We start from the raw sequence: 25,952 nt of genomic DNA, 5'->3' as shown, positions 1-25,952 counted from the left end.
CACCCACTCGGTCTCTTTCCAATGTTCCCAAGTCCGCTGTCTCTGGCAGCGATAACAATGACAGGCCAGCGCAGTGCCCACTTCCCTGGTCTCTTTGACCCACCCAAAAATAATAAACAAAACTAATACCTTCCAAATTATTGCGATTGCTTTGCGTAGCCCGGTAACTACGTCGACATCCCCGGAAATCAGAAATCTCGTTGAATCCAGTGCTCCCCCACGCCTTTCTCCTCGTTCAACTGCTTGATGAGCGCCATGGCGCCTTCCCGAGTAAGGCCGGATCGCACGACGACTTTGCTGTTCGATTCCAGTGTCATCACACACCATGACTTTGGTAGTTCGCGGCCTACGGCTTTTTCGAATTCCGGCAAGACGACATCGTCCAGCACAAACGATGTGTATCCGAAGAGTTCGGCACCGGTAAAACCGGCATCGAAACATAGGACCGCTTCGACACCATCGGCCATCCGCTCGCGGGCCGCTTTCCATTGATCGCTAAAGTCCGCCGCATCGCCATTCTTCGGTGCTTGCGTTACCATGGCGTGAAAGCGTAGGTCGCCTTGTCGTTAAAACCATTGATATGCGAGTGCGACTTGAGTTCAATGCGCTCGCCGACGAACTTGCCGGAATAGCTGACCAGGCCTTCCTTGCTCCGCAGTGCGAATTTCAGCTGCTTGCCTTTGACGCGCAGCATGCCTCTGGCCAGGCCGGTATGCGTCGGGCCGGCATTCCTCGCCTCGAACCATTTTTTGATGCTTCCCATCGCCTTTTCCCCGCAATCGCTGGTGACAGAGATGACGGTGCCCTTCGGGTAGAAGCGCAGGTAATAGCAATGTTGCTTGCCTTCGCTTTCGTTCCCGCCTTCGGCTTGTTCAGTGAGGGAATCCTGGTGGACGTAGACGCCATCATAGCGGATCGTGCCGGCGATGGCCTCGACGTTCAATAGCAATGCCGCGGTGGCGAATAGAACAGGGCACATGAATTTCACGGTGGATGCTGTCCTTTTCAGTGATCGACGTGGCAATAGGCCGGTGGAGCAATTTCAGCAGGGACGCGCAGCGCTGTACCCTATTTCTTGGGCAGGCCCAGCTTCTTTTGAAGCTCGGCGGAATCCAGGTATTTGGTAAAAGTCGAAGTTCCTGCTGCTACTTCAGGCGCTGAGAAAAGCTCGCTGGCCGCGATTTTTCCGAGAAGTTCAAAGGCGGTGCGGAATGCCAGCGGACCCTCGTATTGGATGACCAGCTTGGCTTCCTCCGTGCAGGACTGCCCTACCAGCTTGGAGAAAACCCCGGCAATGGCCTTGTCGGCGGCATCGCGCTTTTCCGGCGTGATGCTGGAATACTGCTTAAGTTCCGGATTCAAGGCGATGGCGAAAAAGATCCACTGCATTAGTTGTTGTTTGTCTTCCGGCGTTGCGGACTTGACCAGGCACTTGCCCAGGTCATCGCCATACACCCCGGCATGTGCAGGGATCGACGTCATGGCAGCCGTCGAAATGGCGAGGGAAGCGAGTATTTTCTTTGCGAGCACCGCTGATTCTCCAGATTTGGTCAAATGAAAACAAACGTTGTGTTGACGTTTTGGTAAATTTCATTATGACGTGTAATGCAGCGGCGGGCAATGGCGGCAAGGGCGGCTGGCACAGAATGGAGCGCCAGGACCGGCCGGAAATGGGCGGTCTGGCGGAGATTGCAAGGCTGCGGCCTTACTGGCGCGCGCGCGCGACCAGTGCGTCGAGCACCTGGAAGGAGGCTGGAATGACGGCTTCGCGCGCCAGGTCGTGGTTGGCTTGTGCCACCATGCCCGGTTCGGTCACAAACTTGCCGTTGACGATGATGGTCGGAGTGCCGTTGACGCCATAGGTTTCGGCCAGGCGCGCCAGCGTTTTGAGACGCATGCCTACGCCGAAGGAGTTGTAAGCCGCCAGGAACTTGTCCTTGTCGATCCCGTTACGCAGGGCCCAATCCAGGTTTTCGGCATCGCTGCGCAGGCGGCGGCGTTCCTGGTGCCAGGCTTGCAGAACTTTTTCATGCATTGAATCCTGCAACTGCAAGGCCTCCAGCGTCGCGTACAGGCGGGCTTCGTAGTCGCGCATATCACCGCTGGACAGGTGGATGCGGCGGAAGTTCACTTTATCCGCGTTTTTCTGAACCCAGGCCGTCATCGGCGCCTCCACTGCATAGCATGCCGGGCAGTGGTACATGAAAAATTCGATCACTTCGACCTTGCCCGCCACTTTCTGGGTCGGCTGCGCCTGGGGCAGGGTGCGGAACTCGGCGCCGTCGACCGGGTTGGTGGGGGATGCAATGGCGGTGCCGGCGCAAAGCGCGGCCAGCACCAGGGACAAGGCGGTACGACGCATAAGGTCTCCAGTTATACGGTGGTTTGGGAATCGATCTGCAGTTCCTGCTCGCTGGCGAAGGCCGACATATTGGTTTCGCCCATGACGCGGCTGGTGATGGTGCCGGCGGCGATCGAGCCGCTGACATTCAAGGCGGTGCGGCCCATATCGATCAGCGGTTCGATCGAAATCAGCAGGCCCGCCAAAGCCACCGGCAGGTTCATGGACGACAGCACGATCAGGGCGGCAAAGGTCGCGCCGCCGCCCACGCCGGCCACGCCGACCGATCCGACGGTGATGATGGCCAGCAGGGGCACCAGGAACGATGCCGTAAATGGATCAATGCCGACAGTGGGCGCAATCATGACCGCCAGCATGGCAGGGTAGATGCCGGCGCAGCCGTTCTGGCCGATGGTGGCGCCGAAGGAGGCGGCGAAATTGGCGATGCCTTCCGGCGTGCCGAGGCGCTGGGTCTGGGTCTGCACGCTCATCGGGATCGAACCGGCGCTGGTGCGCGAGGTGAAGGCGAAGGTCAGCACCGGCAGGATCTTCTTCGTATAGCGCAGCGGATTGAGGCCGCTGGCGCTCACCATCGCCAGGTGCACGCCGAACATCAGCAGCAGGGCGCAGTAGGAGGCGACCACAAAGCCGATCAGGTTCAGGATGTCGGCATAGCTGGAGCTGGACACCACCTGCGCCATCAGCGCGAACACGCCGTACGGCGTCAGGCGCAGCACCAGGGTCACCATGCGCATCACGATGGTGTGCGCCACATGCACCGCATAATCGAAGGAGGTGAAGTGTTCCGGCTTTTTTTCCGCAATGCCGATGGCGGCCACGCCGATAAAGACCGAGAACACCACCACGGCGATGGTCGAGGTCTTGCGCGCACCGGTCATGTCGAGGAAGGGATTGCTCGGGATGAAGGACAGCAGCATGTTCGGCAGCGACAGCGCCTGGGCGTCGGCCAGCTTGCCTTGCAAGTAGGCGCCGCGCGCCACTTCCGCCGCGTTCGAGGCCAGGCCCACCGCGCTCAGGCCGAACAGCTTGGCCATCAGGATGCCGATGGCCGCCGCCACGGTGGTGGTCAGCATCAGGGTGCCGATGGTGAGGGCGCTGATCTTGCCCAGCGAGCTGGCATTGCGCAGCTTGAGGATGGCCGAGACGATGGACACCATAATCAGCGGCATCACGATCATCTGCAGCAGTTTGACATAGCCGTTGCCGACGATATCGAGGTATTCGCCGGTCAGCTTGACTTCCGCACTGCCCGCGCCGTAGAACGCCTGCAGGCCGGCACCCAGGGCCACGCCCAGCCCCAGCGCAGAAAACACGCGCACCGTGAAGCTGGCATGGCGCCGCTGTTGCATGACGAGGAAGGCCAGGACGATGGCCGCGACGGCCAGGTTAAGGATCACTTGCAGGTTCATGTGGGCGGCAACTTGAATTTTAGAATCGACAGATTCTAATTGAATTGGTGTAGTCTTGCCTATTTGCAGTGCCTTGGTTGCAGAGTCGCTACGAAAGGAATAGCCATGCCGAAGCAATCGATGAAGGTGGGCACCCGCCTGGCGCTGGGCTTTGGCCTGGTGCTGGCGCTGATGGCCGGCGTGTCGGGACTGGGTATCTACAATATGGAGCGCATCCATGCCCGGCTTGAAAAAGTCGTGAAGCTCAATGTGGCCAAGCTGACGTATGTTCAGGATATGTCCGAAGCGGTGCACATCGTTGCCCGCGTCAGCCGCACCATCGTGCTGCTGTCGGACGAAGCGGCCATGCAGCGCGAACTGCCCAAGATCCAGGCGGCACGCGCGGCCTATGACCAGGCCAGGGCGGCCCTGGCAGCCCTGCCGTCGACGGCGGAGGGCCAGGCGATCCGGGCCCGCATCGACGCCTTGCGCCAGGAAGCGCGGCCCTTGACCGATCAGGTTCTGCAACTGGCCTTGCAGCAGAAGGATGCCGAGGCGACCGCCTTGCTGGTGCAAAAGGCGGGACCGGTCACCCAGCGCTGGCAGGACGCGATGGACGAGGATGTCCAGCTGCAGCGCCGCCACAACGAAAAGGACGCTGCGGCAGCCACCGCGGATTATGACTCGGCCCGCGCCCTGATGTTGTCCATGAGCGTGCTGGCCCTGGTGGCTGGCGTTGTCGCGGCCACCCTGATCGCACGCCGCTTGCTTGGCCAGCTTGGCGGCGAGCCCGATGTTGCCGCCGAAATCGCCGGCCGTATCGCCGCCGGCGACCTGACCGTGCAGGTGCAGACCCGGCATGACGACGAGGCCAGCATGATGAAGGCCATGAGCGTGATGCGCGACAGCTTGCTGCGCATCGTGTCCGAAGTGCGGCAGGGAACGGAAACCATCAATACGGCGGCGTCCCAGATCGCCGCCGGCAATATGGACTTGTCCTCGCGCACCGAGCAGCAGGCCAGCGCCCTGGAGGAAACCGCGTCTTCGATGGAGGAGCTGACCAGCGCTGTGCGCGAAAGCGGCAGCAACGCGCGCCAGGCCAATGAACTGGCGGCGGCCGCCACCGCCGTGGCGCAGCAGGGCGGCGCCGTGGTGGGCCAGGTGGTGCAGACCATGGGCTCGATCAGCGATTCCTCGCGCCGGATTTCCGAGATCATCGGCGTGATCGACGGCATCGCCTTCCAGACCAATATCCTGGCCTTGAACGCCGCGGTCGAAGCGGCCCGCGCCGGCGAGCAAGGACGTGGCTTTGCCGTGGTGGCGTCCGAAGTGCGCCAGCTGGCCCAGCGCTCGGCGGCGGCGGCGAAGGAGATCAAGGGCTTGATCGTCAGTTCGGCCGAGCAGGTGGAGCAGGGCAGCGCCCTGGTGGAACGCGCCGGCAGCACGATGGATGAAGTGGTGATGTCGGTGCAGCGGGTGTCGCAGATCATGCGCGAGATCACCGCCGCCGGCGACGAACAGAGCGCCGGCATCGAGCAGATCAACCGCGCCGTGACGGAGATGGATACCGTGACGCAGCAGAATGCGGCGCTGGTGGAGGAAGCCGCCTCGGCGGCGGAGGCGCTGAAGCAGCAGGCCGCCCACCTGGACCAGCTGGTGGGCGTGTTCAAGCTGCAAGGGCATTACGAGGTGGCGATGCGCACCGCGGCGAGCCGGACGCCGATGCGGCGGCTGACGGCAAGCAGCCCGCCCGCGATCACGTAGGCGGGGTTTGCCGCGCCGGTGATCAGCCGGCGCGCAGACGCGCCATGGCCTTCAGCAGTTTGCCGCGCTGGCCGCCGGCCCAATCGAGCCGTAACAGGTCCGCGTCGCCCAGCGATTCCAGGCTGGCCGCCGCTTCGTCGCTGCCACCGTCCGCTGCGTTCAGCATCTCCTCGTACAGTTCCGGATAGGCCTGGATGCGCAGCATGACTTCGTCCGCGACTTCGTCTTCGACCAGGGTATCGCCCCAGGCCAGCAGGCGCTCCGCCTGCGCCAACAGGGCGGCTTGGCGCTGCGGCTCTGCCGCTTGCTGCGCCAGGATGTCGAAACTGGCCAGGGCGCGCTGCAGTTGCCGGGTGCAGGCGGAGACATGGCAGGCGTAGGTGGCGAATTCGCGCGCCAGCGGGCCGCTGTCTCCCGCCTGGCGCCAACTGGCCAGCATACCGTCGCCGCCCAGCACTTTGCCGGCGGCCGGCACCTGCCAGGGCTGGGCCGCCGTCAGCAGCCGCAGTTGCACTTCGGCGCGGCCCAGGGACACTTGCAGCTCGTCCAGTTGGCGCGCATAGGCGTTGCTGGCACGCGATGCGCGCAGCTTTTCCAGTAGGTGCATGGGAAGGGTGTCGATGGTGCGCCATCGGCCGAAGACGGGCAAGGCGTCGGCGCGCGGCGCGGCGGCCGGCGCCAGCAGGTGGTGTCTGTCGCGGGCGCCACGGCCGCGCAGCAGCCAGGTGTCGCCGGATTTGAACTGCAGTAAAGAGTTCATCGCTAACCTCCCTCGGGCTTTAGGGGAATTCTGAACCTTTTGCCAAGACCCGGCAAGCCTCAGTCGATACTGACGATGCGGTTGCGGCCGGAACGCTTGGCCCGGTAAAGGGCGTCGTCGCCCCGCTGCAGGACGTCTTCGCAGGATGCGTCTGCGGCGCCGAATTCGGCCAGGCCGCCGCTGATGGTGGCGCCTTCACCGACAGCCCCCAGGGCGTGCAGGGATTCCGCGATGCGCTGGCGCAGGCGCTCGGCGATCGGCGCCGCCTGTTCGCCGCTGGTGTGTGGCATCAGGACCACGAATTCGTCGCCGCCCAGGCGGGCCGGCGCATCGGTGTTGCGCAATTCGCGGCGGCACACGTCGGCGGTGGTCTTGATCACGATGTCGCCCGCCAGGTGGCCGTGCGCATCGTTGACCCGCTTGAAATGGTCGATATCGAAGATCAGCATGGCCATCGGCGTGGCATAGCGCTCGAACGTGTCGAAATGCTCGGCCAGCAAATGCATGAGCTTGCGGCGGTTGAGCAGGCCGGACAGCGCGTCGACCTCGCTCAGCCTGCGCAGCTGCACTTCCAGTTCCTTGCGCGCCGTGATATTGCTGGCAACCCACAGCACGGCGTCTTCGCCGTCCACGGCGAAATCCAAGGCCTGGATGCGGCCCTCGAACCACAGGCGGCAGCTCAGGCCGTTGATGGCCAGCCCCTGGATATCGCCTGGCGTCAGGCTGTATTCGACAATGTGCATGGCCCGGCCACGCAGGGCCGTTTCGATCTCGCGCTGGAACCAGGCGGCCCGGTCCGGCGCCATCACTTCGTGGATGGTCTTGCCGATCAAGGGTGAGCTGTCGTGGTAAAAGCGGGTGTCGACGCCGCCATGGATAGCCCGATAGCGGCCGCTGCGCGTCAGGATGAACGCGGGGTCGGGCAGGGCATTCAGCAGGGAAGCCAGTTGATTGCTTGAAAACAATGTTTCTTTACGCATATTCCAACAGTAGCCACTGCCCGGCAATAACGCAAAAATTGTTAATAATTTTCTACTTGTTTTTTAACTATTCATGGTTCGGCCCATGCCATTCAAGCTGCCCGCTGGCCGCCTCGTTCAACTGGGCGATCAGGGCGGCGGCTGCATTGTCCGCAATGCGAAAGGCCAGCGACACCCGCTGGCCGTGGGCAACGCCCACCAGGCTGGCCCCGGCCGCCGCCAGCACGCGCCGCAGCAAGCCTTCCAGGGAATAGGGCAGGCTGCAGTGCAGTTCCGTATAGCGCACGATGGCAGTTTTTTGCGCCGCAAGCAGGGCCTTGGCCACGGTATCGGTATACGCCCGGACCAGGCCGCCGGCGCCCAGTTTAATACCGCCGTAGTAGCGCACCACGGCCGCCAGCACGCCTTCCAGGTCCTGGTGGCGCAGCACGTCCAGCATGGGGCGCCCGGCGGTGCCGCCCGGTTCGCCGTCGTCGACGGCCGCCGACTGGCCGCCGGCCAGCAGGGCCCAGCAGACATGGGCGGCGTCCGGATGGCGGGCGCGCAGGGTGGCAACAATGGCTTGCGCTGCGGCGCGGTCGGCGGCCGGATGCACGAAACCGAGGAAACGGCTTTTCTTTACGAGCAATTCGCTAGTAGCGGGCGATATAATTGTCTGTGGCATGGGCCCAACATGATACAGGTTTGCCGCCTGTTCACGGCCACCTTGCCTTACAATGCTGTTGCGATTTTTTCAACTTGATAAGCCCGTGGCGACCTATCGGATCAAAACCCTTGGTGTGCAAGCAGGCTCCCAGAAGGAGCGGGTCGAGGCACGCCTGATGCTCTTGTTCCGCCGTCCGCTGGAGGCGGTGCGCCCGATTACCGAAGGCAACGGTGCGGTGCTGAAAAAGGGCGTCGACTGGGCCACGGCCGAACGCTATCGCGATGCCTTGATGACATGCGGCCTGCGCTGCGAGATCGAAGCGGAAAAGGAGGCGCTCGCGTGCGCCTCCCTGGCCGAATACGCGACCCAGCTGCAGGACCACCTGGAAATGCTCGACCCGGGACGGCGCTGGAGCTTCATCGAGGCGGAAGGCGAGCTGTTCGGCGTGCCCGGCCCCGAATCGCCCTATCCGCTGGAGCTGGTGGTGCCGCTCGAACGCCTGTACCAGGAGTGGCTGGGCGCCTCGCTGGCCGCCAGCGAAGACTTGCTGCGCCATACCGCCGGCATGGTCCTGATGGGCAATACCCCGGGCATGGCGCAGGACGTCACCAGTTACCTGCTGCCGATCGTGCGCAATTGCGCCGAACGCGGGCAGGCCCTGCTGGCCGCCGCGCGCGGCTATTCGCCGCTGGTGTTCCGCCCCTTGTGCGAAGGGCTGGAAGTCGGCCTGGCCTACCAGCGCGGGCGCGTGGTGCACCGGGTGGCGCAAGCCCACCTGCAGGCCTGGGGCCTGAACGAGGAGGCGGCCTTCGACGCCGCCTACGCCAACCTGCGCGCGGTGTCTACCGCGCCGCTGCTGCCTTCGCCGGCGGGTGTGCTGGGCGGCGGCTGGGACGACGGCTATGCCTCCTCGCGCATGCTGCTGACCGAGTTGATCGAGGGCGCCGTCAGCGTCGGCCGTCCGGTGGTGATGGTCCCTACGCGCGGCATGCTGATGGTGTGCAGCGACCAGAACGAGCAGGCCATGGATGCCATGCTGAAGGCGGCGATTGCGGCCATGCGCGAAGAAAAGATGGTGATGCCACGGCTGCTGCGCCTGGTTGATGGGCGCTGGCAGATTTTCGTGCCGCCCGGCCTGGAGCGGCGCCTGAACAGCCTGGCGAAATATGTGGAAGGCAACGACTACCGCCTGCAGAAGGAATTGCTGAAAGCGCACGAACTGGCCAGCGGGCGCAACCGCTGCGTGGTGACCTACCTGGTCGGCAAGCTGGGCCACGAACAAGTGCGCACCAGCGCCTGTACCTGGACGCGCGACATGCCCAGCCTGCTGCCCAAGACCGATTTGCTGTATTTTGCCGACCCCTCCAGCCTGGATCCGCCGATCACCGTGAGCTGGGACGCCGCCATGCCGGTGGTGGGCGCCCTGATGCAGCGCACCGACGACTATCCGCCGCGCTATTTCGTCGCCACCTTCCCGAACCCGATGCAGCTGGCGCAACTGGCCGAACTGGCCGCGGCGGAGCGCCGCGAAGCCAAGGCCAAGGCGGCCGCGGCCAAGGCTGCGCAAGCGGCGCAGGCCGCGTCAAGCATCCAGAACGTGGCCGCGGTGCTGAACCGGCCCGTGAGCATGAAAGAGGTCGCTGCAGTGCTGAACCGTCCCGTCAGCATGCAGGAAGTGGCCGCGGTGCTGAACCGCCCGGTTGGCGACGTGCTGCGCAGCGCACTCGGCCGCAAAGCCGATGCGAAGCCTGCGCATGCTCGATAACAATGCCCTGGTGGCGGCGGCCACCCCGGTTTTCCTGCTCCTGATTGCGCTGGAAGCCTGGCTGGCCTGGCGCCGCCGCGTCCAGGCTTACACCCTGGCCGACAGCCTGACCAGCATGGCGTGCGGCATCTGGACCGTGACCCTGGAAGTCTTCACCAAAGCGGCCATGCTGCTGGCCTATGGCTGGGTGTTCCGCCATCTCGCGCGGTGGCCGTCGGGGCCGGACTCGGCCTGGACCTGGGTCTGGTCCTTCTTTGTCTTCGACTTCGTCTACTACTGGGCGCACCGCTGGTCGCACGAGATCAATATCCTGTGGGCGGTGCATTCGCCGCACCACCAGAGCGAGGAATTCAACCTCACCACCGCGCTGCGCCAGGGCGCCTTCCAGGACATGTTCCATGCGCCGCTGTTCATGCTGCTGGCGTTGCTTGGCTGCCCGCCGGGCGTGTTCATCATCCAGCTCACCTTGAGCAAGTTCTACCAGTTCTGGATCCACACGCGCCTGGTGCGCCGCGTGCCCCTGATCGAAGGCATCCTCAATACGCCCAGCGCGCACCGGGTGCACCATGCGGTCAACGAGGTCTACCTTGACCGCAACTACGGCGGTACGCTGATGCTGTGGGACCGCCTGTTCGGCACCTATATCGAGGAAGGTGAAGAATGCGTGTACGGCGTGCGGAAAGGCGGGCCGGGCTGGAACGCCGTGTGGGCCCAATTCGCCTGGCCGGCCGTGCTGTGGCACGACGCCGTGCGCGCGGCGCGCTGGCGCGACAAGCTGTCATTGTGGTTCCGCCGTACCGGTTGGCGCCCCGCCGATGTGGCCGCCGCCGATCCCTGGCCGGCGTTCACGCTGCCGGCGGGGCGGCTGTATGTCGCGACGCGCGCAGCCGCGCGTGGCCGGCGCTGGACGGCCGCTGCACTGGCGATGTTCAGCGCCGCCGTGCTTCTGCAAAACCAGCTGGTCTCGCATACCGCATCGCTGGGGCCGCTGCCCAAACTGGCCCTGGTCGGCGCGGTCAGCGCGGCGCTGTTGCTGATGGCGTATTGCCTGCAACCGCCGGCGTCCTCCACCGCCAATCAGTAGCACACTGCTACGAATGTTCACTGCTTGACAATCCTGTCATCCTGTCTACATTGAATACAATGTGGGCATCGTCTGAGGGAGGCGTCATGCACAGGGTCCGCCTAGTGGTCGCTGTAATTGTTATGCTCAGTCAGGCCGGCGCGACTTCCTTGGCGTTCGCTCAGGTGCCGCCGCATCGGCCTGGCAGCATTTGCTTCACGCCCCAGTTCTGGTGCTGGGCCAATCCGCCGGGGCCGCCAGGAGCGGCCTGCACTTGCCGCACCCCGTTCGGGCCGGTGCAGGGTACCTTGGGATAGGCCATGGAAGAGGCGCATATATTGCTCGATGATGTGCGCCTCGCAGCGCGCTATGCCGCGCGGGCTGGCTTGATCGGCAATAGTGCGATGCTGGATCCGATCACGCACGCCGAGCAGGCAATACACGATGGCCAGATCCCCAGAGTGGGGCCGCTGGCGCAGCTGCTAAGCAGTCTGATCAACATTATCCGGCCGGTCACGCTGGCGGACTTAAAGGAAGGCCGGGATCCCTTCCTTGAAACCAACCAGGGCAGATTGCGCTTCCTGCGCATCGCCCTGACCATCTTCTCCTTTGCCGTGCTGTTGAATATCATCTACTTTGCCGATGCCCTGCGCCGCGAACAGGAAGTGCTGGCGCACATCGAGGCCTTCAAGGATGCCAAGCCAACTATCCTGCTGTCGGACCTGCGCCATTTGGCGCAATCGGAACTGCCGCAAGCGAACGACAAAGCCAAGGCCATACTGACGGAAAAATACAACCTCAAGCGGGAAGAGTATTTGCATTTGAACCGCCTGATCGGCACGTATCATTCGGGCACCGTGGAGGTTGCCAGCCTCCCCCTGTTCCCCTATCTTTCCGATGCCGTGGCACAGGCGCAAGCTGTGCCTGATCCGGCGCTAACGGGGGGCGGCGTGCTGACGACGTCGGGCTCAAGCTCGGGGGGAAGTTATGGCGGTGCCAGTCCGGAGGCTGCGGGCAAGCAGTCAAATTCGGCGTTCTGCGTGAACAATGAGGGGCAATGGATGCTGCCTCCGCATTGGCAAAAGTATCCAGGGTGGCTGAAGGATGCGGTGCAGGAGTGGCTCTCCGATTATTGTTTCCAGCTTGCGTTGGGCAATGGCAGCGACTCCGCGCTGTTGACCGATATGGACGCAACGCTGGTCTATGCCGGCGCGATCCTGAACAAAATTTCTTTGCGCGTCGTGTGGTGCCTTCCTGTGATGTTTGGCATGCTGGGTGCTTCCATCTTCGTGATGCAGAATATTGCCAACACCAGGACACCGTCAATGGAATGGTACAGCGTTGTGATGCGCATCACGATGGGGGGCATTGCCGGCGTGGTGGTGGGCTGGCTTGGCGCCGGGGAATTCATCAAGGTGCCGACGGCATCTCCCATGTACGCGTCCTTTGCGCTGGCGTTCCTGGTGGGCTATTGCATCGAACTGCTGTTCCGTATTCTGGAAAAGCTGAGCAATTCTGCCATTCAGAGCATCAGCAGACCGGCGCCTGGGCCCGCCGCCGCAGACGTGCCAGCCAGAACACCGGCAGGCTGACGGCGCCCAGCGCAACACCCCACCAGAACGCTTCCTGGCCCATGCCGTAGAAGGCCCACAGCGAGAACACGCATGTCATCACGGCGCTGGTCGCCAGCATGGCGCCGCGCTGGCGCAGCTTGAATACGGCGGCGCCGCCGACCAAGTAGAGCGGCATGCTGGCCGCCGTCACCACCAGGGTCAGGAAAGTGAATCCTTCGGCCAATGAGCGGCTGTAGTTCATCGCCACCATGACGCTGGCCAGTACTCCCACCAGCAGCAGCGACCAGGCCGGCGCGCCGTGGCGGTTCTGCGAGTTCAGTGCCGCCGGGAAGATGCCGTGGCGCGCCATGGAAGCGGTCACTTCGCCTGCCAGCATGGTCCATCCGTTCAGCGCTCCCAGCCCGCTGACGATGACGGCCAGTGCCAGCCAATGGCCGCTGCCGGCGTCCCAGTAGTGGCGGAACAGGTCGACGAAGGGGGCGTTGGAAGCCGCCAGCTCGGCCTGCGGCAGGAGCAGCATGGGGATGGTGCAGACGCAGACATAGACGATGGCCGCCGCCAGCGTCCCGGCAATGGTGGCGCGCGGGATGGTGCGTTCCGGCTGGTGCACTTTGGTGGCGGGCAGCGAGGCGCATTCCACGCCCAGCATGGCGAACAGGGCGATGGTGCCGGCTGCGGCGGTGCCGTCCAGGGTGAACGGTGTGGGCGGCAGATGCGCCGCGTAGGCGGCACTGTCGGCGGCGAAGATCCACACGCCGAGCAGTACGATGGCGCCCATCGGCAGGAGCTTGAGGGCTGCCGACGCCAGCTGCACCCGTCCCGAGGCCAGTGCGCCGCGCAGGCTGACCAGGACGAAGAACCAGATGATGCCCATGGCCGCCAGCGGCGGCAGGGCCGGGTGGGAGGACAGCGCTGGCAGAAGCGTTGTCAGGTAGCCGACGATGCCGATCGCCAGCGCCGCATTGGTAACCCAGATCGAGACCCAGTAGCACCACATGGTAAAGAAGGCGACGCCGTTGCCGAAGGCACGCCGGCAATAGCCGTATGGGCCGTCCTCATCCGGCATGGCGCGCGCCAGGCGGGCGAAGACATGGGCGATGAACAGGCAGCCGACGACGGTGATGGCCCATCCTGCAAAGGCATTCTTGCCGAAAGGGGCGAGGGCGGCGGGCAGCATGAAAATTCCCATGCCGATCATATTCCCCACGATCAGCGAGGTGCACATCCAGAAGCCCAGCGGCTTGGCCTTATCCCTGGCGTGCATAGGCGGCGCGTAGCAGGTTCTGGAAATGCCACACCCCGCTTTCGCGGCGGGGGTTCAGGCGTCCGGCGCTGTACGAACCGGATGCCAGGCCTTGCTGCACGTGCTCGCAGATGGCGATGTCCTCGGCCTGGATCTCGTCGCTGAAGGCTTGTTCGGCCTGGACGCGCGCCTGCACTTGCGGCTCGTCCGTGTAGTAGTAGTCGAATTCGACGATGCAATGCCCGTCGCCCTGCGGCAGGACGCGGTTGGTCTGTAGCCGGCCCGGGGTGATGTTCAGCATGATGTTCGGATAGATGAAGTAGTACCAGGCATTGCCGTCGCCGTAGATGCCGTCGTTGTTGCGCAGCGGCGAGTGCTGCAGCGAATGCCATTGCGCCAGTTCGGTGTCATAGGCGCGGTAGTCGAGCACTTTCGACAGGCCGGGGTGGACGAAGGGCAGGTGGTAGCCTTCCAGGAAGTTGTCGATGTAGACCTTCCAGTTGCATGCGAGCTGGTAGGTGTCGCGCTTGGCAAAGCGCATCTGCGGCAATCCGGCCACCGCAATGCGTTCGCCGATGCCGGCAAAGACCTGTTCGAACGGCGGGGTAGCGATATCCAGCGCCACGAAGACCAAGCCTTGCCAGGCGCGCACCTGAACGCGCGGCAGGCGGATCGCCGATTTGTCGAAGCCGGCGGCGTCCTGCATCTCGGTGGCGGCGCGCAGCCCGCCATCCAGCTCGTAGGTCCAGCCATGGTATTTGCAGTGCAGCGCCCGCGCGCCTTTTCCATTGCAAGTTGCAAGTGGCCCGGCCCGATGGCGGCAGACATTGAAGAAAGCCTGCAGGCTGCCGTCCTGCTGGCATATGATGATGATGGGCTTGCCTGCGATATCTGCGGTCACATGGTCGCCTGGATGCTGCAGGTCGCCGGCATGCGCGGCCAGTTGCCAGCTCTTGCCGAACACTTCGCGCTGTTCGAAATCCAGCCAGTGCATGCCGGTGTAGAAACCGGCATGCAGCGCGTGTGCCTGCTCCAGCGGCTCGATACGGTAATGCTCCTGCAGGCTCATTATTTGCTCCGTGCGAGAAAGATTTACTCTCTCACAAATTGTCCGGAACTGGAAGCGGAGGGCGCACGATGGAAGAACTGCTTTTCTTCGAAGGCCTGCGGGCGCTGGCCGCGTCTGCCTTTCCCAAGCATTGCAACAACTGCGGGCGGATGTTCAGCACAGCCGCCGACTTCATCCAGCAGACCAAGTCGCTGCGCGCGAATATCTCCGGCCTGAAGCAGGCCTTCGATGACGACAACATCGCCATCGTGGAGGCTTACCGCAACTGCATTTGCGGCTCCACCCTGATGGATTTCTTTTCCGACCGGCGCGATATTTCCGGCGCCGGGCACAAGCGCCGCCAGCTGTTCGAGAAGCTGCTGCCGCATCTGGAGGAAAAGGGGATGGAAAAGCAGGCGGCAAGAGGATACCTGCTGGGGCTTTTGCGCGGCCAGGGAGATTCCGCTAAAATAGATAGTTAGGCTTCCTAACCATCTTGTCCAATGTCAAAAAATCATGAGGCTTCGCTATCGCCGCGGGTGCAGGCGGTCAGCGAAGAGCTGCGCCTGGTGCTGAAGCGCCTGGTGCGCGAAATGCGGCGCGACGCCAGCGAAAACGGCGGCGATATCCCCTTGGTGCAGTACATGCTGCTCTCCATCATCCAGGACCAGCCGGGCATCGGCGTGGCGGATCTCGCGCGACTGGAGAACGTCAGGACGGCGACCATGAGCGGCCATGTGAAGGCGATGGAGGAGGCTGGGCTGCTGGAGCGCAGCGCGCCCGATCCGCAGGACCGGCGCCGCTCGGGCCTGCTGGTCACGCAGCTCGCCGCCGAGCGCATCGAAGCCTTGCGCGACAAGCGGCGGGACTGGATGTCGCGCCGCATTGCCCGCCTCACGCCATCCCAGCTGGCGGCACTGGAAGCCGCCATCGAGCCCCTGAACGAAATTGGACAGCCATGAAGGACACCCCGATCACCGAGCGCGAAATCCGCGCCGTCTACCTTGCCATGATGGCCGTACTGGGTCTCAGCGCGCTGGACCAGAGCATCGTCGCCACCGCCTTGCCGCGTATCGTGGCCGACCTGGGCGGCATGGCCCACCTGTCGTGGGTGGTGACGGCCTATGTGCTGGCGTCGACCGCCACCATGCCGTTGTATGGCAAGCTGGCAGACCAATACGGGCGCAGGCCCATGATTTTTGCGGCGATGGGCGCCTTCCTGCTTGGCTCCGCACTGTGCGGCCTGTCGCAGAACATGACGCAGTTGATCGTATTCCGCGCGCTGCAGGGCGTGGGCGCGGGCGGCTTTCTGCCACTGGCGCAGATCATCATCGCCGACATCATTCCGCCGGCGGAGCGCGGCAAGCGCATGGGCATGGTGCCTGTGGTGTACGCCGCCACCGGCCTGCTCGGTCCCGTGCTCGGCGGATTGATCACCGATGCGCTGTCGTGGCACTGGACTTTCTACGTCAACCTGCCGGTCGGCGCTGTGGCCTTCTACGCCATTGTGCGCGCCCTGCATAAGGAGGAGGTGCGCCACGCGCACCGGGTCGACTACCTTGGCTCGGTGCTGATGACGGCTTCGATCACCGCGGCGCTGCTGGTGCTGGCGCTGGGCGGCACCGAATGGGCCTGGGATTCCTTGCAGGTGCGGGTATGCAGCGTACTGGCCGTGGTGCTGGGCGCCTGGTTGGCGATCCATGTGCGCAAAGTGCCGGAGCCCGTGCTGCCGCCCGACTTGTTCGGCAACCGCGTGTTCAATATCGCCAGCGTGGTGATGGCGCTGACCCTGATGGGACTGATGGGCGCCACGGTGTTCTTCCCGCTGTTCTTCCAGGTGGTGATGGGCAGCAGCCCGGCCAGTTCAGGCATGCTGACCGTGGCCATGATGATTGGCCTGGTCGGTTCGTCGATCGCCAGCGGCCGCATACTGGCGCGCACCGGAAAATACAAGGCTGTGCAACTGGGCGGCCTGGTTGCCGCCCTGATCGCGTTTGCCACGCTGGCCTGGGGCATGGAGGCGGGGTGGGGCTATTGGGTAATCGAGCCGGCGATCTTCCTGCTTGGCGCAGGGCTCGGCTTGGTGATGCCGAATATGACCATCGCGGTGCAGAACGCCTTGCCGCCCGCGCGGCGCGGGGTGGGAACGGCGATGCTGACGTTTTTCCGTTCGCTGGGCGGTTTGCTGGGCGTGACCGGCTCGGGCGCCATGCTGGCGCGTTCGCTGCATATGCACGGCGTGCAAGCGGTAGCGGCGGTGGGCGAGGGCGTCAGCGTCCTGCCGTCGACGGTGGCGGTCTATCGCCACGCGATCGCGGGTATCTTTGGCGCTGGCGCCGTGCTGGTGTTGCTTGGTTTGATCGCGTTGCTGTTCCTGCCGGAGATTCCGATGGCAGGCCACAAATCCGATTAAGGCTGGGAACAGAGCCCGGCGATCGCCAGCAGCCAATATAAGCCGCCGACGACGCAAAGAGCGATGTTCCCGGCCGAGAACGACGCATTCGTGCTTCCGGCCGGGTCGCCGCAGCGTGCGTTGATTTCATCCTGCGCCTTCTTCAACAGGAAGCCGATCGGCAGCATGATCAGCAAGGATGCGATGTTAACGTATGGAAAGCCAATACCTTTCCAGGACAGGCGGGCAAGGATGTTGCTGGTGATCAGGGCAATCACCATGGCGGTTGAGAGTTTGCCGGCATCCCAGGATCCGCGTTCGCCCGTAGCATCGTGAGACTCGACATTGCGGAACAGCGCGTGCGTGAAAAACACCGAAAAGATCGCGCGCGGAACTGGCCATACACCTTCTCCCGTGGCCTTGTTGTGCAGGGACCAGTTCTTGTAATTCCAATAGAGGCGGTAAAAGCCCAAGGTCAGGAAGTACAGGATCAGCATTTTGCGCGTCGAAACGACGTAGAAGCGATCATCGGAGCCGGCCTCGATCCGGTCGTCGAGGTTGGACAATGGTGCGGCGTAGACGTTGTTGGACATATGTGATCCCGAGGTGGTGAAATGGCTTGAATTGCGATGAATGTTTATTCGACGTAAGGCGGAATCATGAGGCCGATCAGAGCGAAGAGCCAGAACACCGCGCCGACGACGATCCAGCCGATGTTCGCGCCGGTGATGCTGTCGTTGCTGCTGCCTTCCGGGTCGCCACAACGCGCATTGATTTCAATCTGCACCTGCTTCGTGAGTAGGGTGGTCGGAATCAGCATCAGGAACGCCAGGCCGCTAATGATGCGCGAACCCTGACCGGTCCAGGATAGTGCGTAGTTGGCCAGCATCACGAGCACCAGGGCGGTGGCGTAGCTGTCGCTGTCCCAGGCGCGGCGATGGCCGCTGGTGTCGTGGTTCGCGATGTGGCGGAGCAGGCTGTGTGTATAGAAGACGCAGAAGATCGTACGCGGCAGCGGCCACACGTTGTCGCCGGTTGCGTCGCGGTGCAGCGCCCAGTTCTTGAAGGTCCAGTGGAACAGGTACAGGCCGGCAGTTGCAAACGACATGACCAACAGTTTTCGCGGCGAAACCACAAGAAAGCGGTCGTCGAGATAAGACAGCTTGTGATCGTCAAGGCTGGAAAGCGGGGCGGCGTAAAGATTTTCGGACATTTTCAATGGTGCGGACGTTGGATGCAGTATTTTAACAATAGTTGCCATTCAAAAACTATCAAATAGTCACAAATGATGTGTTAATGACATCATTTGTGGTAATCAGGCGCACGAAAAATGGCGTGCCGCTGCTTAAACGAGCACGCCCGCTACTTGATCGAGGTGGCTGGCTTCGAAAGTGGGGCGTGCGGCGGTGTCATTGGCCAGGCGGCCAGGGTTGTACCAGCAGCTCTCGATACCAAAGCGGTTGGCGCCAAGGATGTCCGCATCCAGGCGGTCGCCGATAATGACGGTCTGCTCCTTGCTGAAGGCGCGCGCCATCCTGCTTGCGTATTCAAAGAAGCGCGTATCCGGCTTGGCAAAGCCGCAAGCTTCCGAGGTGGCGGTAAAGGAGATGTAATCGCCCAGGCCGGAGTTGGCGATGCGGCGATCCTGGATATGCGCCACACCATTGGTAATGATGCCCACTTCGCCGGCGGCGGCAAGTGTGGCGCACAGGTTTCTGGCGCCATCGACCAGCACCACGGTTTCCGACAGCGATTCCAGGTAGCGATGGCTTGCCTGGTGGGGATCAAGTTCGAGCTTGTTTGCTGCAAACGTCTTGCGGAAGCGTTCGATTTTGAGGAAGTCCTTCGATACCGTGCCGGCCTCAAAAGCGCGCCATAACTCGATATTGAAAATCTGATACTGCTGAAACAGCTTATCGATTCCAGCCTGGAAGCCAAGCTCACGCAGCACGCGTTCGAAGGAGAGCTGTTCCGAGGCGCGGAAGTCCAGCAGGGTGTCGTCGAGGTCGAAGAGGAATAGAGAATGCTTCATACGCAGAAATAAAATAGCCAGCCCGAAGGCTGGCTATTTTACTGATACTGGTAGGCCGTGCGGGGCTCGAACCTGCGACCAACGGATTAAAAGTCCGCTGCTCTACCAACTGAGCTAACGACCCGAAGGGCATGAATTATATAGACCTTGAATCGATTCGGCAAGTGCAAGCTTTAAGCCGGGGCAAGCTTATAATCAGCGCACTTTGCCGCTCCATTGGAAATCACATGACTTACGAAGAATACCTCGACGAAGTGACCACGCTCATCTTCGAAAAATATAACTTGAAGGACTCCGTCGCGATCAAACTGGTCATGGATGCGCAGAACGCGGAATTCTTCGTGCGCCATGACGATGACAAGAAGCTGCGCAGCATCGACCAGGCGCACAAGGACGCAAAGACCATTTACGAGGCCTATGCTGCCCGCAGCCAGCGCAAGTGATGGAAGTCCAGTTAAATCATATCGAAGGGATCGACCTGGATCGGGATGCGCTGGCGCGGCATCTTGCCGCCGGCGCCAGGCGTTTCGTGCAATGCGGCTTCGACGGCGCGGACCTGTCGCGGCTGGACCTGCAGGATTGCGTGTTTGAGTCGTGCACTTTCCACGACGCGGTCCTGTATGCGGCCAAGCTGGCCCGCAGCAGCTGGCAGCGTTGTCGCGCCATGGCGGCGGATTTCGAGTCGGCCGACCTGGTCGATGCGCAGTTCAAAGGCTGCGACCTGAATAACAGCAAGTGGCGCCGTGCAAGGCTGGCGTCGGCCAGCTTCCGCAGCTGCAAGCTGACTGGCGCATCTTTCGAGGAGGTATCCCATCTCGGCGCCAGTTTCGAAGAGAGCCTGCTGGTGGGCGCGGATATGCGCGGCTTCTCGTTCCGCAAGGCGTCGCTGGTACAGCTGGATTTCTCGGATGCCGATTTGTCCGGCTGCGATTTCCGCGAAGCCGTTTTTGAGGGCGGCAGCCTGCGCGAGGCGGTACTCAAGCTGGCGCGCTTCGAAGGCGCCGACTTGCGCGGGGCCGAGCTCGGCGGTCTTAAGATCGCCGACATGCGCGCATTCAAGGGGGCGGTGATCTCACACGCCCAGGCAGCCGTTATCCTGGGCGAGATGGGCTTGTTGGTGTCCTAGCCCGGTGCGGGCTTACGGCGCTGGCAGGAAATTGAAATTGCAATCTCCTGTTGAGCAGTGGAGCGTCAGGACTTCTGCCGGGAAGTCCACGTCCTGCACCAGCGATTCTTTGCCATTCACGACGAAATGGACCTGTTTGCCGCTGGCATATACCGTGAGGTCGACATTCTCACCAGGCTCGAATGACGTTGCCAGAGCCTGGATGTTGTGTCTCTGCTCGCTCTGGTTGCCGCTAATATCACTGCTGGCCTGGAGTCGTGGCTTCTCGCCCTTGTAGGCAATCAGCCTGAAGCAGGCGACGTCACTTGGATTATTTGCAGACAGGCAGACCGCGAGCAGCGGGGCCCATTTCTCATGTGTCTTCAGCTTGTCCAGCGATACGTCCAGGCGCCGATGCTTATCCGAGTCAAAGCGGTAGGACTGCTCGGAAATAAAGCCGGCCTCCACTTGCATCAAGAGGTTCCACGGGTTTGCTACTGCAGCGGCTGCCGCAGCGGCGGCGCCGTCTTCGCCAGATTTCGAATCTGGGCTGGCGCTGCGCTTGCCAGCATCGGTTTCCACCTTTGCCTGGAATGCTTTCAGGTAGCCCTGGTCAGCCGATTGCTGCAGATAGGCGCCAGCTTTCTCCAGGTCTTTTGGCACGCCTTTGCCTTCGCGGTGCAGGCGCGACATCAGGAATTGCGCCTCCGGCAAATGCTGTTTGTCGGCGGCTTCCTGCAGCCTGCGGGGAATGGCTGGATCGTTCAATTCCCCGTTCAGGAAAGGTTCGCCCAATGGGATTGCCGCAGCGTACAGGCTCTTATCCCAGGCCTTGCCGCACCATTCGTTAGCCTTTTGCAGGTCCCGGTCCACTTCAAAACCGTCGACCATGCGCTGGCATAGTTCGAGCATGCCCTTGCCGTCACCGCTCTCTGCAAACTGCTGCGCGGCCTGCAGGCCGCGCTGGCGCATGGTGATGGCAACCGGTGCTTCGGTGTCGGCGGGCGGCACCTTGCCTTTGCCGAATAGCTTCAACAGGACTTCCGGCGGCAGGGCGTTGCCATTGATGGTCACGACCCCATCCTTCAGTTCGATCAGGGTGCGCAGCATGTCTTTATCCTGCCGCACGTAATTGCTGGCAAGGGCCTTGCTGGACATCGCCTCATAGAATTGTGCGGTCAGCTTGTCGAGCGGCGTCTCCATACCAGGATTGCTGCGCTGGTATTGCTCCGCCATTGTCGCCGCGATCTCGCGCAGTAGTTGCTGAGGGACTGCGATTTCCAATCTGCCCACCAGCTTGTTCAACAGGGCGGGACCTGATGAAAAGTCGGCATCCTTGGCGTTTGGCAGGGCCAGCTTGCCTTTGACGGTCAGCTTTTGACCGCGATAGCTGCCGCTCAGGTCTTCGATCTCCAGTGCCGCGCCGCCCATGAGCAAGCGTTTCAGCATCGGGGCACTGCGGTTCAGGAACTCATCGCCGTCCGCCGTCAGCCAGCCGGCGGTCCGCAAGCGGTCCGCTTCCAGTTTAAGCCCCGCCAGCGCGGCGGCATCCAGCTGGCGCCAGCGCAGTGACAGATGCAACTGGTCGATCGATTGGCCCTCGGCACTGGCGCGGCCGATGCTGTATTCGGCTCCGCCGCTGATGTATTGGCCCTGGCGCTTGTAATCGCTGTCGTAGCGCAGATGTTCGAGGCTGAAGCCCTTGTGCGCATCGCTGTGCGGGGTGTAGCTCACTTGTGCGATTTCCCCGTGGGCTTTTCCGCCCCAGGAGCCGGCCATGGAATGGCCCTTGGCGCTGACTGCCTTGATGTCGAAGCGGCCTGCCTTATCCAGACTGCTGAGGGACGGCAGGCTGCCGGAATAGACCTGGCTGCCATTCGGGGCGACGGCCACCTGCATGTCGCCCTGGTCCCAAATCGTCAGGGCAGAAGCGTCCTGGTAATGGCCGGCCGGCAGGGACAGGCTGTAGTTGATGCGGCCGCCGCCAGCCGGCTGGCGCTTGGCGAGAAGCGGATTCTCGCTGCCGAACACGGTGCGCAGTGCTTCGCGCTGCTGCGCTGAATAATAGTTTTTGCTGGGTTTATCAGGCTGGATGGTTTTCCCTTGCGGTACCGACATGCGGGCACCCAGCTCGCGCATCAGGTATTCGTTCGCGTAGCCGGAAGCGGCTCTGGCGGTTTGCGGCGTATTGGCTGGTTCGGCAAATGCGAGGGGAGACAGGGCAAGCAAGGCCCAGAGGAGTTGCGATTTAGACACTGTGGAAAGCGGTTGCTGTTGAATTCGCGGAGATTATAGTGCGGCGCGGAGGCGAAAAAATGCGCTCTTTATCACTCCGTGATTTTCGTTCTAAAAAAGACATGCCAATAGTGTAAGATAATGCGCGCCCCGCCGCGAGGGCGATAGACCAAGGACTAAGCCAATGCACGTAGAAATGCCGAAAAAGGGCGCGCTCGCCTCCATGAAAATGTTCGCCGGCGAATACACCATGATTGTGGTGAGTATCCTGACTGCGCTGGCGCTGGAACACGCGGTGCAAAGCTGGCACCACAGCCACCGCGCACATGCGGCGGAGGAGAGCATCAATGCAGAGATGCGGGCCAACCTTGAAGAATTGCGCGCCACCATGCACAAGAACCAGCTGGAAATCGAGCGGCTCGAGAAGGTTCGCAAAGTGCTTAGCCAGGACATCCGCGATAAAGTGGAAGGCAAACAGCTTTTGGAACACCTGATGGCAGCCAGCGACCACAAGTTCGGCATCCACGTGGCGACGCCGACCTTGCGCCGCGAAGCCTGGGAAGTGGCTGTGGCCAGCCAGGCCGCGAGCTGGATGGACCCGGTTCGCCTGCAGCGCTACGCCGGGGTTTATGCCTTGCAGCGCGATAATGCAAGCGTCGACGTGCTGAAGATGGTCGACGCGCCGTCGTTCTTCAACAAGGCGGCCGATCTTGATTTCGGAAAGGTGGACGGCACCGGCCTCTATTATGCGGCCGTGCAGATACAGGGCAGCCTGCAAAGCGTCCAGGGCAACTTTGCCTCGCTGGAAAAAGAGCTGGTGAACGCATTGTCTAAGACCTGAGGCCCTGCGCCGCCAGGCTTTCTTCCGCCTGCGCCAGCTGCCGGGCAACGCGGCGCGATTTGCGCCCGCGCCAGCCCGGTTCCAGCGCGACCCGCGCCTGCAGCTCGCGGCACTGCTGCAGCAGAACCCATGCCTGTAGCCGCGCGGCGCTGATATTTTCATGGCTGGCATGCGCGCAGGCCGACACTGCTTTCCTTAATTTCGCCAGGGCGGTTTTGAGTGCATCGCCTTCGCGTTCCGGCCACAGCACCGTATAGACCGTGATCGAGACGGCGAGTCCCAGCAGAATGCCCACCAGGCGGTCGCGGATTTCGGTCACGTCGGTGACGGGGCCGAAGCTGCCCAGTTGCGCGAGGGCGAATGCGAACATCATCTGCACGCCGATATAGTTCGAGCGCGGCGAGCCGACTGCGATCCAGGCGCCGGCAGCGATGATGGGCAGCGACATGGCCAGTAGGCCGACGATGCTTTCCAGGTGCGGAACCACGAACACGGTTGCCACCAGCGCCGCCAAGCTGCCCAGGCAGCAACCCAGCAAGCGGGTGATGCCTTTGTGGGTGGTCGCGCCGAGGCTGGGCAGGGCCAGTATGATGCAGGTCTGCATGGCGGTGTGGATACCGGGCCATTGCAGGGCTGTATAGATGACATAGGTGCCCATGGCCGCCAGCACGGCCTTGAATGCGAATTTCGCATAGAGCAGGCGGTTTGCTTCGCTTGCGGTAGCGGCCGGCTGCGGCTGCGGCGGCGAAGCGGCGCCAGGCTCGTTGGCGGCGCTTTCGGCGGATGCCGCTGCGCGCAATGCGCGCTCCATTTCACGCAGGATGGGACGGGGGGCGCCGCTATGGCGTGCTTCCCCTTTGTCCTGCGCCGAAAGATGGAAGGGCGCGTCATGCCCCAGGCAGTCACGCAGCGATATGCATGCGTCACGCATGGCGAGCATGCGAATGCGCTCGTCTGGCGAGACATCGACAGGTGCTTGGCGGGCCAGTTGTGCCGCCGCCGCGTGCAGGCGGCTGATCGCCGCGGCACGCGCCATGCTGCGTTCCTGGTTTCCCAGCGCGGCAAATGCCAGCTGGCGCTGCACGGCGAGTACGCCCTGGCCAACGCGCCCGCTGTGGAAGCGCGGCGGGGCAGTGCCCGCCAGGCGTGCATCGAGCTGATGCACGACCTCGTCCAACTGGCGCGCATATTCTTCAACCAGCAGCCGGACCGGCAACGCAGGCCGGAACAGGCGCTGTACCGTCATGGTCAGGACGATCGGATAGGTGGACGCAACCCATACCCACAGCAGGGCGCGCGTCAGCACTTCCGGGCTTTCATAAATGTCGGCCATGCTTTGGGCGTACACGACGATCAGCGCCACTAGAAAGCCGATGGCCCCGCGCTTGCTGGCCCGTAGAAAATACATGCCGCAAAATGCGATCAAGGCCGCTCCCAGAATGCGCAGCATGGGCACGTCGATGGTGAATTTGACCAGCAGCAGGGATGATGCGACCGCCAGCGTACTGCCGATGATCAGCGCGATGCCGCTCATGCGGGTGAGCACGGTGTTTTCCTGCGCCGTGAAGAACACCATGATCAGCGACAGCGTGAGCGAGGGCACTTGCAGAGTCATGGAGCAGACGATGACCAGGGTGCAGCTGGCCAGCAGGCGCCACACGGCATCCATGCGGCCGGGGAAGGGCGCCAGCTCGGCGCGCACGCGGGCGAGCAGGGTGTCCATGGCGCTCACCGGGTGCCCAGCATGGCCACGGCGGAGGCGCCGATGCGGAAAGCGGCATCGGGCTGTTCGACCAGGATACGCACCGGGAAGCGCTGCGCCACCCGCACCCAGTTGATCGAGCGCGGCACGCGCGGCAGGCCGGCCACTTCGCTGCCGCCGTCATCCGGGAATACGCCGTAGCCGATCGATTCCACCGTGCCGCTGTAGCGCTTCGAGGTGTCCCCCAGCAGATAGACCTGGGCGTGGCGGCCGGCCTTGATACCGGCTAGGTCGGTCTCGCGGAAATTGGCCACCACATACCAGCGGTTCGAGCTGGCCAGCGTGAAGACCGGATGGCCGGCGCCGACAAATTGGCCGGGCGCGGTTTTCAGGTTGAGCACAATGCCGTCGCCCGGTGCGCGCACTTCGGTGTAGGAGAGGTTCAGGCGCGCCAGGGCGATTTCAGCCTTGGCGACTTCGCGTTTCGCGACGAGCGCGTCGACGCCGCTGACCGAGGCCTCGGCCCGCTGCGCGTCCAGCAGTGCGGCGCTGAGTTGGGATTGTGCGCTGCGCTTGGCCGTGCGCGCCTGGTCGATGCGCTCCGCGGACACGAAGCCTTTGCTGAGCAGGGGCTCCAGGCGCGCCAGCGTGTCGCCCGCCTGTTCGTTCGCCGCCCGGGCATGTTCGACGTTGGCGCGCGAGGCGGCAGCAGCGAATTTCTGCGCTTCCACCGCGCGCCGGGTCAGCCTGATTTCGCTGTCGAGCGCCTTCAGGCTGGCTTCGGCCTTGGCCAGGGTTTCCGCGAAGGGCTGGGGATCGATGCGAAACAGCAGGTCGCCTTGCTTCACTCGCTGGTTATCGGTCACTGCCAGTTCCACGATACGGCCATTGACTTCGGGCGCGACGGTGATCGTGTCGGCGTAGACATAGGCATCGTCGGTGCGCGGCGCGCGGTCGAGGGTGCGCACCACATAGATGGCCAGGCCGATCGCCGTCAGGGTGAGCGTCAGCACGATGGCGCTCCAGAGGCGGGAGTTGCGGGTTTTCTTCAT

Annotated in this window: 27 protein-coding genes and 1 tRNA gene; 10 read left to right on the top strand and 18 right to left on the bottom strand. The window is 62.9% G+C overall.

Annotated features, from left to right (window positions below; all coding sequences use genetic code 11):
* Window positions 1–188 precede the first annotated feature (188 nt).
* The 5 genes from H597_RS0115100 to H597_RS0115080 all read right to left on the bottom strand — a co-directional run bounded on the left by H597_RS0115100 (window position 189) and on the right by H597_RS0115080 (window position 3,771).
* Complete coding sequence (locus H597_RS0115100; RefSeq protein WP_028102883.1) at window positions 189–539, bottom strand: hypothetical protein; 351 nt, start codon at window positions 537–539, stop codon at window positions 189–191.
* Entirely contained in the window at window positions 533–988 is a 456-nt protein-coding gene (locus H597_RS0115095) for a hypothetical protein (RefSeq protein WP_154668124.1), read from the bottom strand. The genes H597_RS0115100 and H597_RS0115095 overlap by 7 nt, the downstream gene beginning before the upstream one ends.
* 80 nt (window positions 989–1,068) lie before the next feature.
* Window positions 1,069–1,530, bottom strand: coding sequence for a hypothetical protein (locus H597_RS0115090; protein WP_154668123.1), 462 nt, complete (start codon window positions 1,528–1,530; stop codon window positions 1,069–1,071).
* 175 nt (window positions 1,531–1,705) lie between these two features.
* Window positions 1,706–2,362, bottom strand: coding sequence for a thiol:disulfide interchange protein DsbA/DsbL (locus H597_RS0115085; protein WP_028102880.1), 657 nt, complete (start codon window positions 2,360–2,362; stop codon window positions 1,706–1,708).
* Window positions 2,363–2,373: 11 nt separating this feature from the next.
* Window positions 2,374–3,771, bottom strand: a complete 1,398-nt coding sequence (locus H597_RS0115080) for an L-cystine transporter (protein WP_028102879.1) — start codon at window positions 3,769–3,771, stop codon at window positions 2,374–2,376.
* Window positions 3,772–3,876: 105 nt separating this feature from the next.
* Here H597_RS0115080 and H597_RS31050 point away from each other — a divergent pair, with 105 nt between their 5' ends.
* A complete protein-coding gene (locus tag H597_RS31050; RefSeq protein WP_083941115.1) occupies window positions 3,877–5,514 on the top strand; it encodes a methyl-accepting chemotaxis protein in 1,638 nt (545 codons plus the stop codon).
* 22 nt (window positions 5,515–5,536) lie between these two features.
* Here H597_RS31050 and H597_RS0115070 read toward each other — a convergent pair whose 3' ends face one another.
* The 3 genes from H597_RS0115070 to H597_RS0115060 form a co-directional block, all read right to left on the bottom strand.
* Window positions 5,537–6,274, bottom strand: a complete 738-nt coding sequence (locus H597_RS0115070) for a hypothetical protein (RefSeq protein ID WP_028102878.1) — start codon at window positions 6,272–6,274, stop codon at window positions 5,537–5,539.
* Window positions 6,275–6,333: 59 nt separating this feature from the next.
* A complete protein-coding gene (locus H597_RS0115065) occupies window positions 6,334–7,254 on the bottom strand; it encodes a GGDEF domain-containing protein (protein WP_051293819.1) in 921 nt (306 codons plus the stop codon).
* Window positions 7,255–7,321: 67 nt separating this feature from the next.
* Entirely contained in the window at window positions 7,322–7,918 is a 597-nt protein-coding gene (locus H597_RS0115060) for an IMPACT family protein (RefSeq protein WP_028102876.1), read from the bottom strand.
* Between the two features lie 85 nt (window positions 7,919–8,003).
* Between H597_RS0115060 and H597_RS0115055 the strand changes: the two genes are divergently transcribed.
* Both H597_RS0115055 and H597_RS31045 read left to right on the top strand, forming a co-directional pair.
* On the top strand, window positions 8,004–9,665 hold the full coding sequence (locus H597_RS0115055) for a hypothetical protein (protein ID WP_154668122.1): 1,662 nt from the start codon (window positions 8,004–8,006) through the stop codon (window positions 9,663–9,665).
* Window positions 9,640–10,749: a sterol desaturase family protein gene (locus H597_RS31045; protein ID WP_051293818.1), complete on the top strand. Its 1,110-nt coding sequence runs from the start codon at window positions 9,640–9,642 to the stop codon at window positions 10,747–10,749. The genes H597_RS0115055 and H597_RS31045 overlap by 26 nt, the downstream gene beginning before the upstream one ends.
* Before the next feature lie 160 nt (window positions 10,750–10,909).
* On the opposite strand, the gene H597_RS34840 is transcribed toward H597_RS31045, so the two are convergent.
* A complete protein-coding gene (locus H597_RS34840; RefSeq protein WP_154668121.1) occupies window positions 10,910–11,050 on the bottom strand; it encodes a hypothetical protein in 141 nt (46 codons plus the stop codon).
* Between H597_RS34840 and H597_RS0115040 the strand changes: the two genes are divergently transcribed.
* Window positions 11,049–12,320 (top strand): hypothetical protein, encoded by a 1,272-nt coding sequence (locus H597_RS0115040; protein WP_028102874.1) that lies wholly within the window; start codon window positions 11,049–11,051, stop codon window positions 12,318–12,320. The genes H597_RS34840 and H597_RS0115040 overlap by 2 nt on opposite strands.
* On the opposite strand, the gene H597_RS0115035 is transcribed toward H597_RS0115040, so the two are convergent.
* Both H597_RS0115035 and H597_RS0115030 read right to left on the bottom strand, forming a co-directional pair.
* The gene (locus H597_RS0115035; protein WP_028102873.1) at window positions 12,259–13,566 is read right to left on the bottom strand and encodes an APC family permease; all 1,308 of its coding nucleotides are present in this window, start codon (window positions 13,564–13,566) and stop codon (window positions 12,259–12,261) included. The two genes, H597_RS0115040 and H597_RS0115035, sit on opposite strands and share 62 nt — an antisense overlap.
* Window positions 13,550–14,614 (bottom strand): aromatic ring-hydroxylating oxygenase subunit alpha, encoded by a 1,065-nt coding sequence (locus H597_RS0115030; protein ID WP_028102872.1) that lies wholly within the window; start codon window positions 14,612–14,614, stop codon window positions 13,550–13,552. The genes H597_RS0115035 and H597_RS0115030 overlap by 17 nt, the downstream gene beginning before the upstream one ends.
* A gap of 68 nt (window positions 14,615–14,682) precedes the next feature.
* Here H597_RS0115030 and H597_RS31040 point away from each other — a divergent pair, with 68 nt between their 5' ends.
* Genes H597_RS31040 through H597_RS0115015 form a run of 3 tightly spaced genes read left to right on the top strand, consistent with a single transcriptional unit; the run spans window position 14,683 to window position 17,006 of the window.
* The gene (locus tag H597_RS31040; RefSeq protein WP_035374333.1) at window positions 14,683–15,075 is read left to right on the top strand and encodes a hypothetical protein; all 393 of its coding nucleotides are present in this window, start codon (window positions 14,683–14,685) and stop codon (window positions 15,073–15,075) included.
* Window positions 15,076–15,096: 21 nt separating this feature from the next.
* Window positions 15,097–15,555 carry a MarR family winged helix-turn-helix transcriptional regulator gene (locus H597_RS0115020; protein ID WP_028102871.1) on the top strand — a complete coding sequence of 153 codons (459 nt, stop codon included), beginning with the start codon at window positions 15,097–15,099 and terminating at the stop codon, window positions 15,553–15,555.
* Window positions 15,552–17,006 carry an MDR family MFS transporter gene (locus H597_RS0115015; protein WP_229632178.1) on the top strand — a complete coding sequence of 485 codons (1,455 nt, stop codon included), beginning with the start codon at window positions 15,552–15,554 and terminating at the stop codon, window positions 17,004–17,006. The genes H597_RS0115020 and H597_RS0115015 overlap by 4 nt, the downstream gene beginning before the upstream one ends.
* Here the strand turns inward: H597_RS0115015 and H597_RS0115010 are convergent.
* The 4 genes from H597_RS0115010 to H597_RS0114995 form a co-directional block, all read right to left on the bottom strand.
* Window positions 17,003–17,578 carry a hypothetical protein gene (locus H597_RS0115010; RefSeq protein ID WP_028102869.1) on the bottom strand — a complete coding sequence of 192 codons (576 nt, stop codon included), beginning with the start codon at window positions 17,576–17,578 and terminating at the stop codon, window positions 17,003–17,005. The genes H597_RS0115015 and H597_RS0115010 overlap by 4 nt on opposite strands.
* 44 nt (window positions 17,579–17,622) lie before the next feature.
* Window positions 17,623–18,246 carry a hypothetical protein gene (locus H597_RS33360; RefSeq protein WP_154668120.1) on the bottom strand — a complete coding sequence of 208 codons (624 nt, stop codon included), beginning with the start codon at window positions 18,244–18,246 and terminating at the stop codon, window positions 17,623–17,625.
* A gap of 84 nt (window positions 18,247–18,330) precedes the next feature.
* Complete coding sequence (locus H597_RS0115000; protein WP_028102867.1) at window positions 18,331–19,017, bottom strand: YjjG family noncanonical pyrimidine nucleotidase; 687 nt, start codon at window positions 19,015–19,017, stop codon at window positions 18,331–18,333.
* Window positions 19,018–19,065: 48 nt separating this feature from the next.
* A tRNA-Lys gene (locus H597_RS0114995) sits at window positions 19,066–19,141 on the bottom strand.
* A gap of 103 nt (window positions 19,142–19,244) precedes the next feature.
* Here H597_RS0114995 and H597_RS0114990 point away from each other — a divergent pair.
* Window positions 19,245–19,460, top strand: a complete 216-nt coding sequence (locus tag H597_RS0114990) for a hypothetical protein (protein ID WP_028102866.1) — start codon at window positions 19,245–19,247, stop codon at window positions 19,458–19,460.
* Window positions 19,460–20,143, top strand: coding sequence for a pentapeptide repeat-containing protein (locus H597_RS0114985; protein WP_051293817.1), 684 nt, complete (start codon window positions 19,460–19,462; stop codon window positions 20,141–20,143). Before H597_RS0114990 ends, H597_RS0114985 begins: the two co-directional genes overlap by 1 nt.
* A 12-nt stretch (window positions 20,144–20,155) precedes the next feature.
* Here H597_RS0114985 and H597_RS0114980 read toward each other — a convergent pair whose 3' ends face one another.
* Window positions 20,156–22,378, bottom strand: a complete 2,223-nt coding sequence (locus H597_RS0114980; protein WP_154668119.1) for a DUF945 family protein — start codon at window positions 22,376–22,378, stop codon at window positions 20,156–20,158.
* Between the two features lie 163 nt (window positions 22,379–22,541).
* Between H597_RS0114980 and H597_RS31030 the strand changes: the two genes are divergently transcribed.
* On the top strand, window positions 22,542–23,198 hold the full coding sequence (locus H597_RS31030; protein ID WP_154668118.1) for a hypothetical protein: 657 nt from the start codon (window positions 22,542–22,544) through the stop codon (window positions 23,196–23,198).
* Here the strand turns inward: H597_RS31030 and H597_RS31025 are convergent.
* Window positions 23,188–24,921 (bottom strand): FUSC family protein, encoded by a 1,734-nt coding sequence (locus H597_RS31025; RefSeq protein WP_035374352.1) that lies wholly within the window; start codon window positions 24,919–24,921, stop codon window positions 23,188–23,190. The genes H597_RS31030 and H597_RS31025 overlap by 11 nt on opposite strands.
* Before the next feature lie 5 nt (window positions 24,922–24,926).
* On the bottom strand, window positions 24,927–25,952 hold the full coding sequence (mdtN, locus tag H597_RS0114965) for a multidrug transporter subunit MdtN (protein ID WP_028102863.1): 1,026 nt from the start codon (window positions 25,950–25,952) through the stop codon (window positions 24,927–24,929).

Source organism: Pseudoduganella violaceinigra DSM 15887 (assembly GCF_000425385.1).
Taxonomy (GTDB): domain Bacteria; phylum Pseudomonadota; class Gammaproteobacteria; order Burkholderiales; family Burkholderiaceae_D; genus Rugamonas; species Rugamonas violaceinigra.
This window is presented reverse-complemented; position numbering and strand designations above follow the sequence as displayed.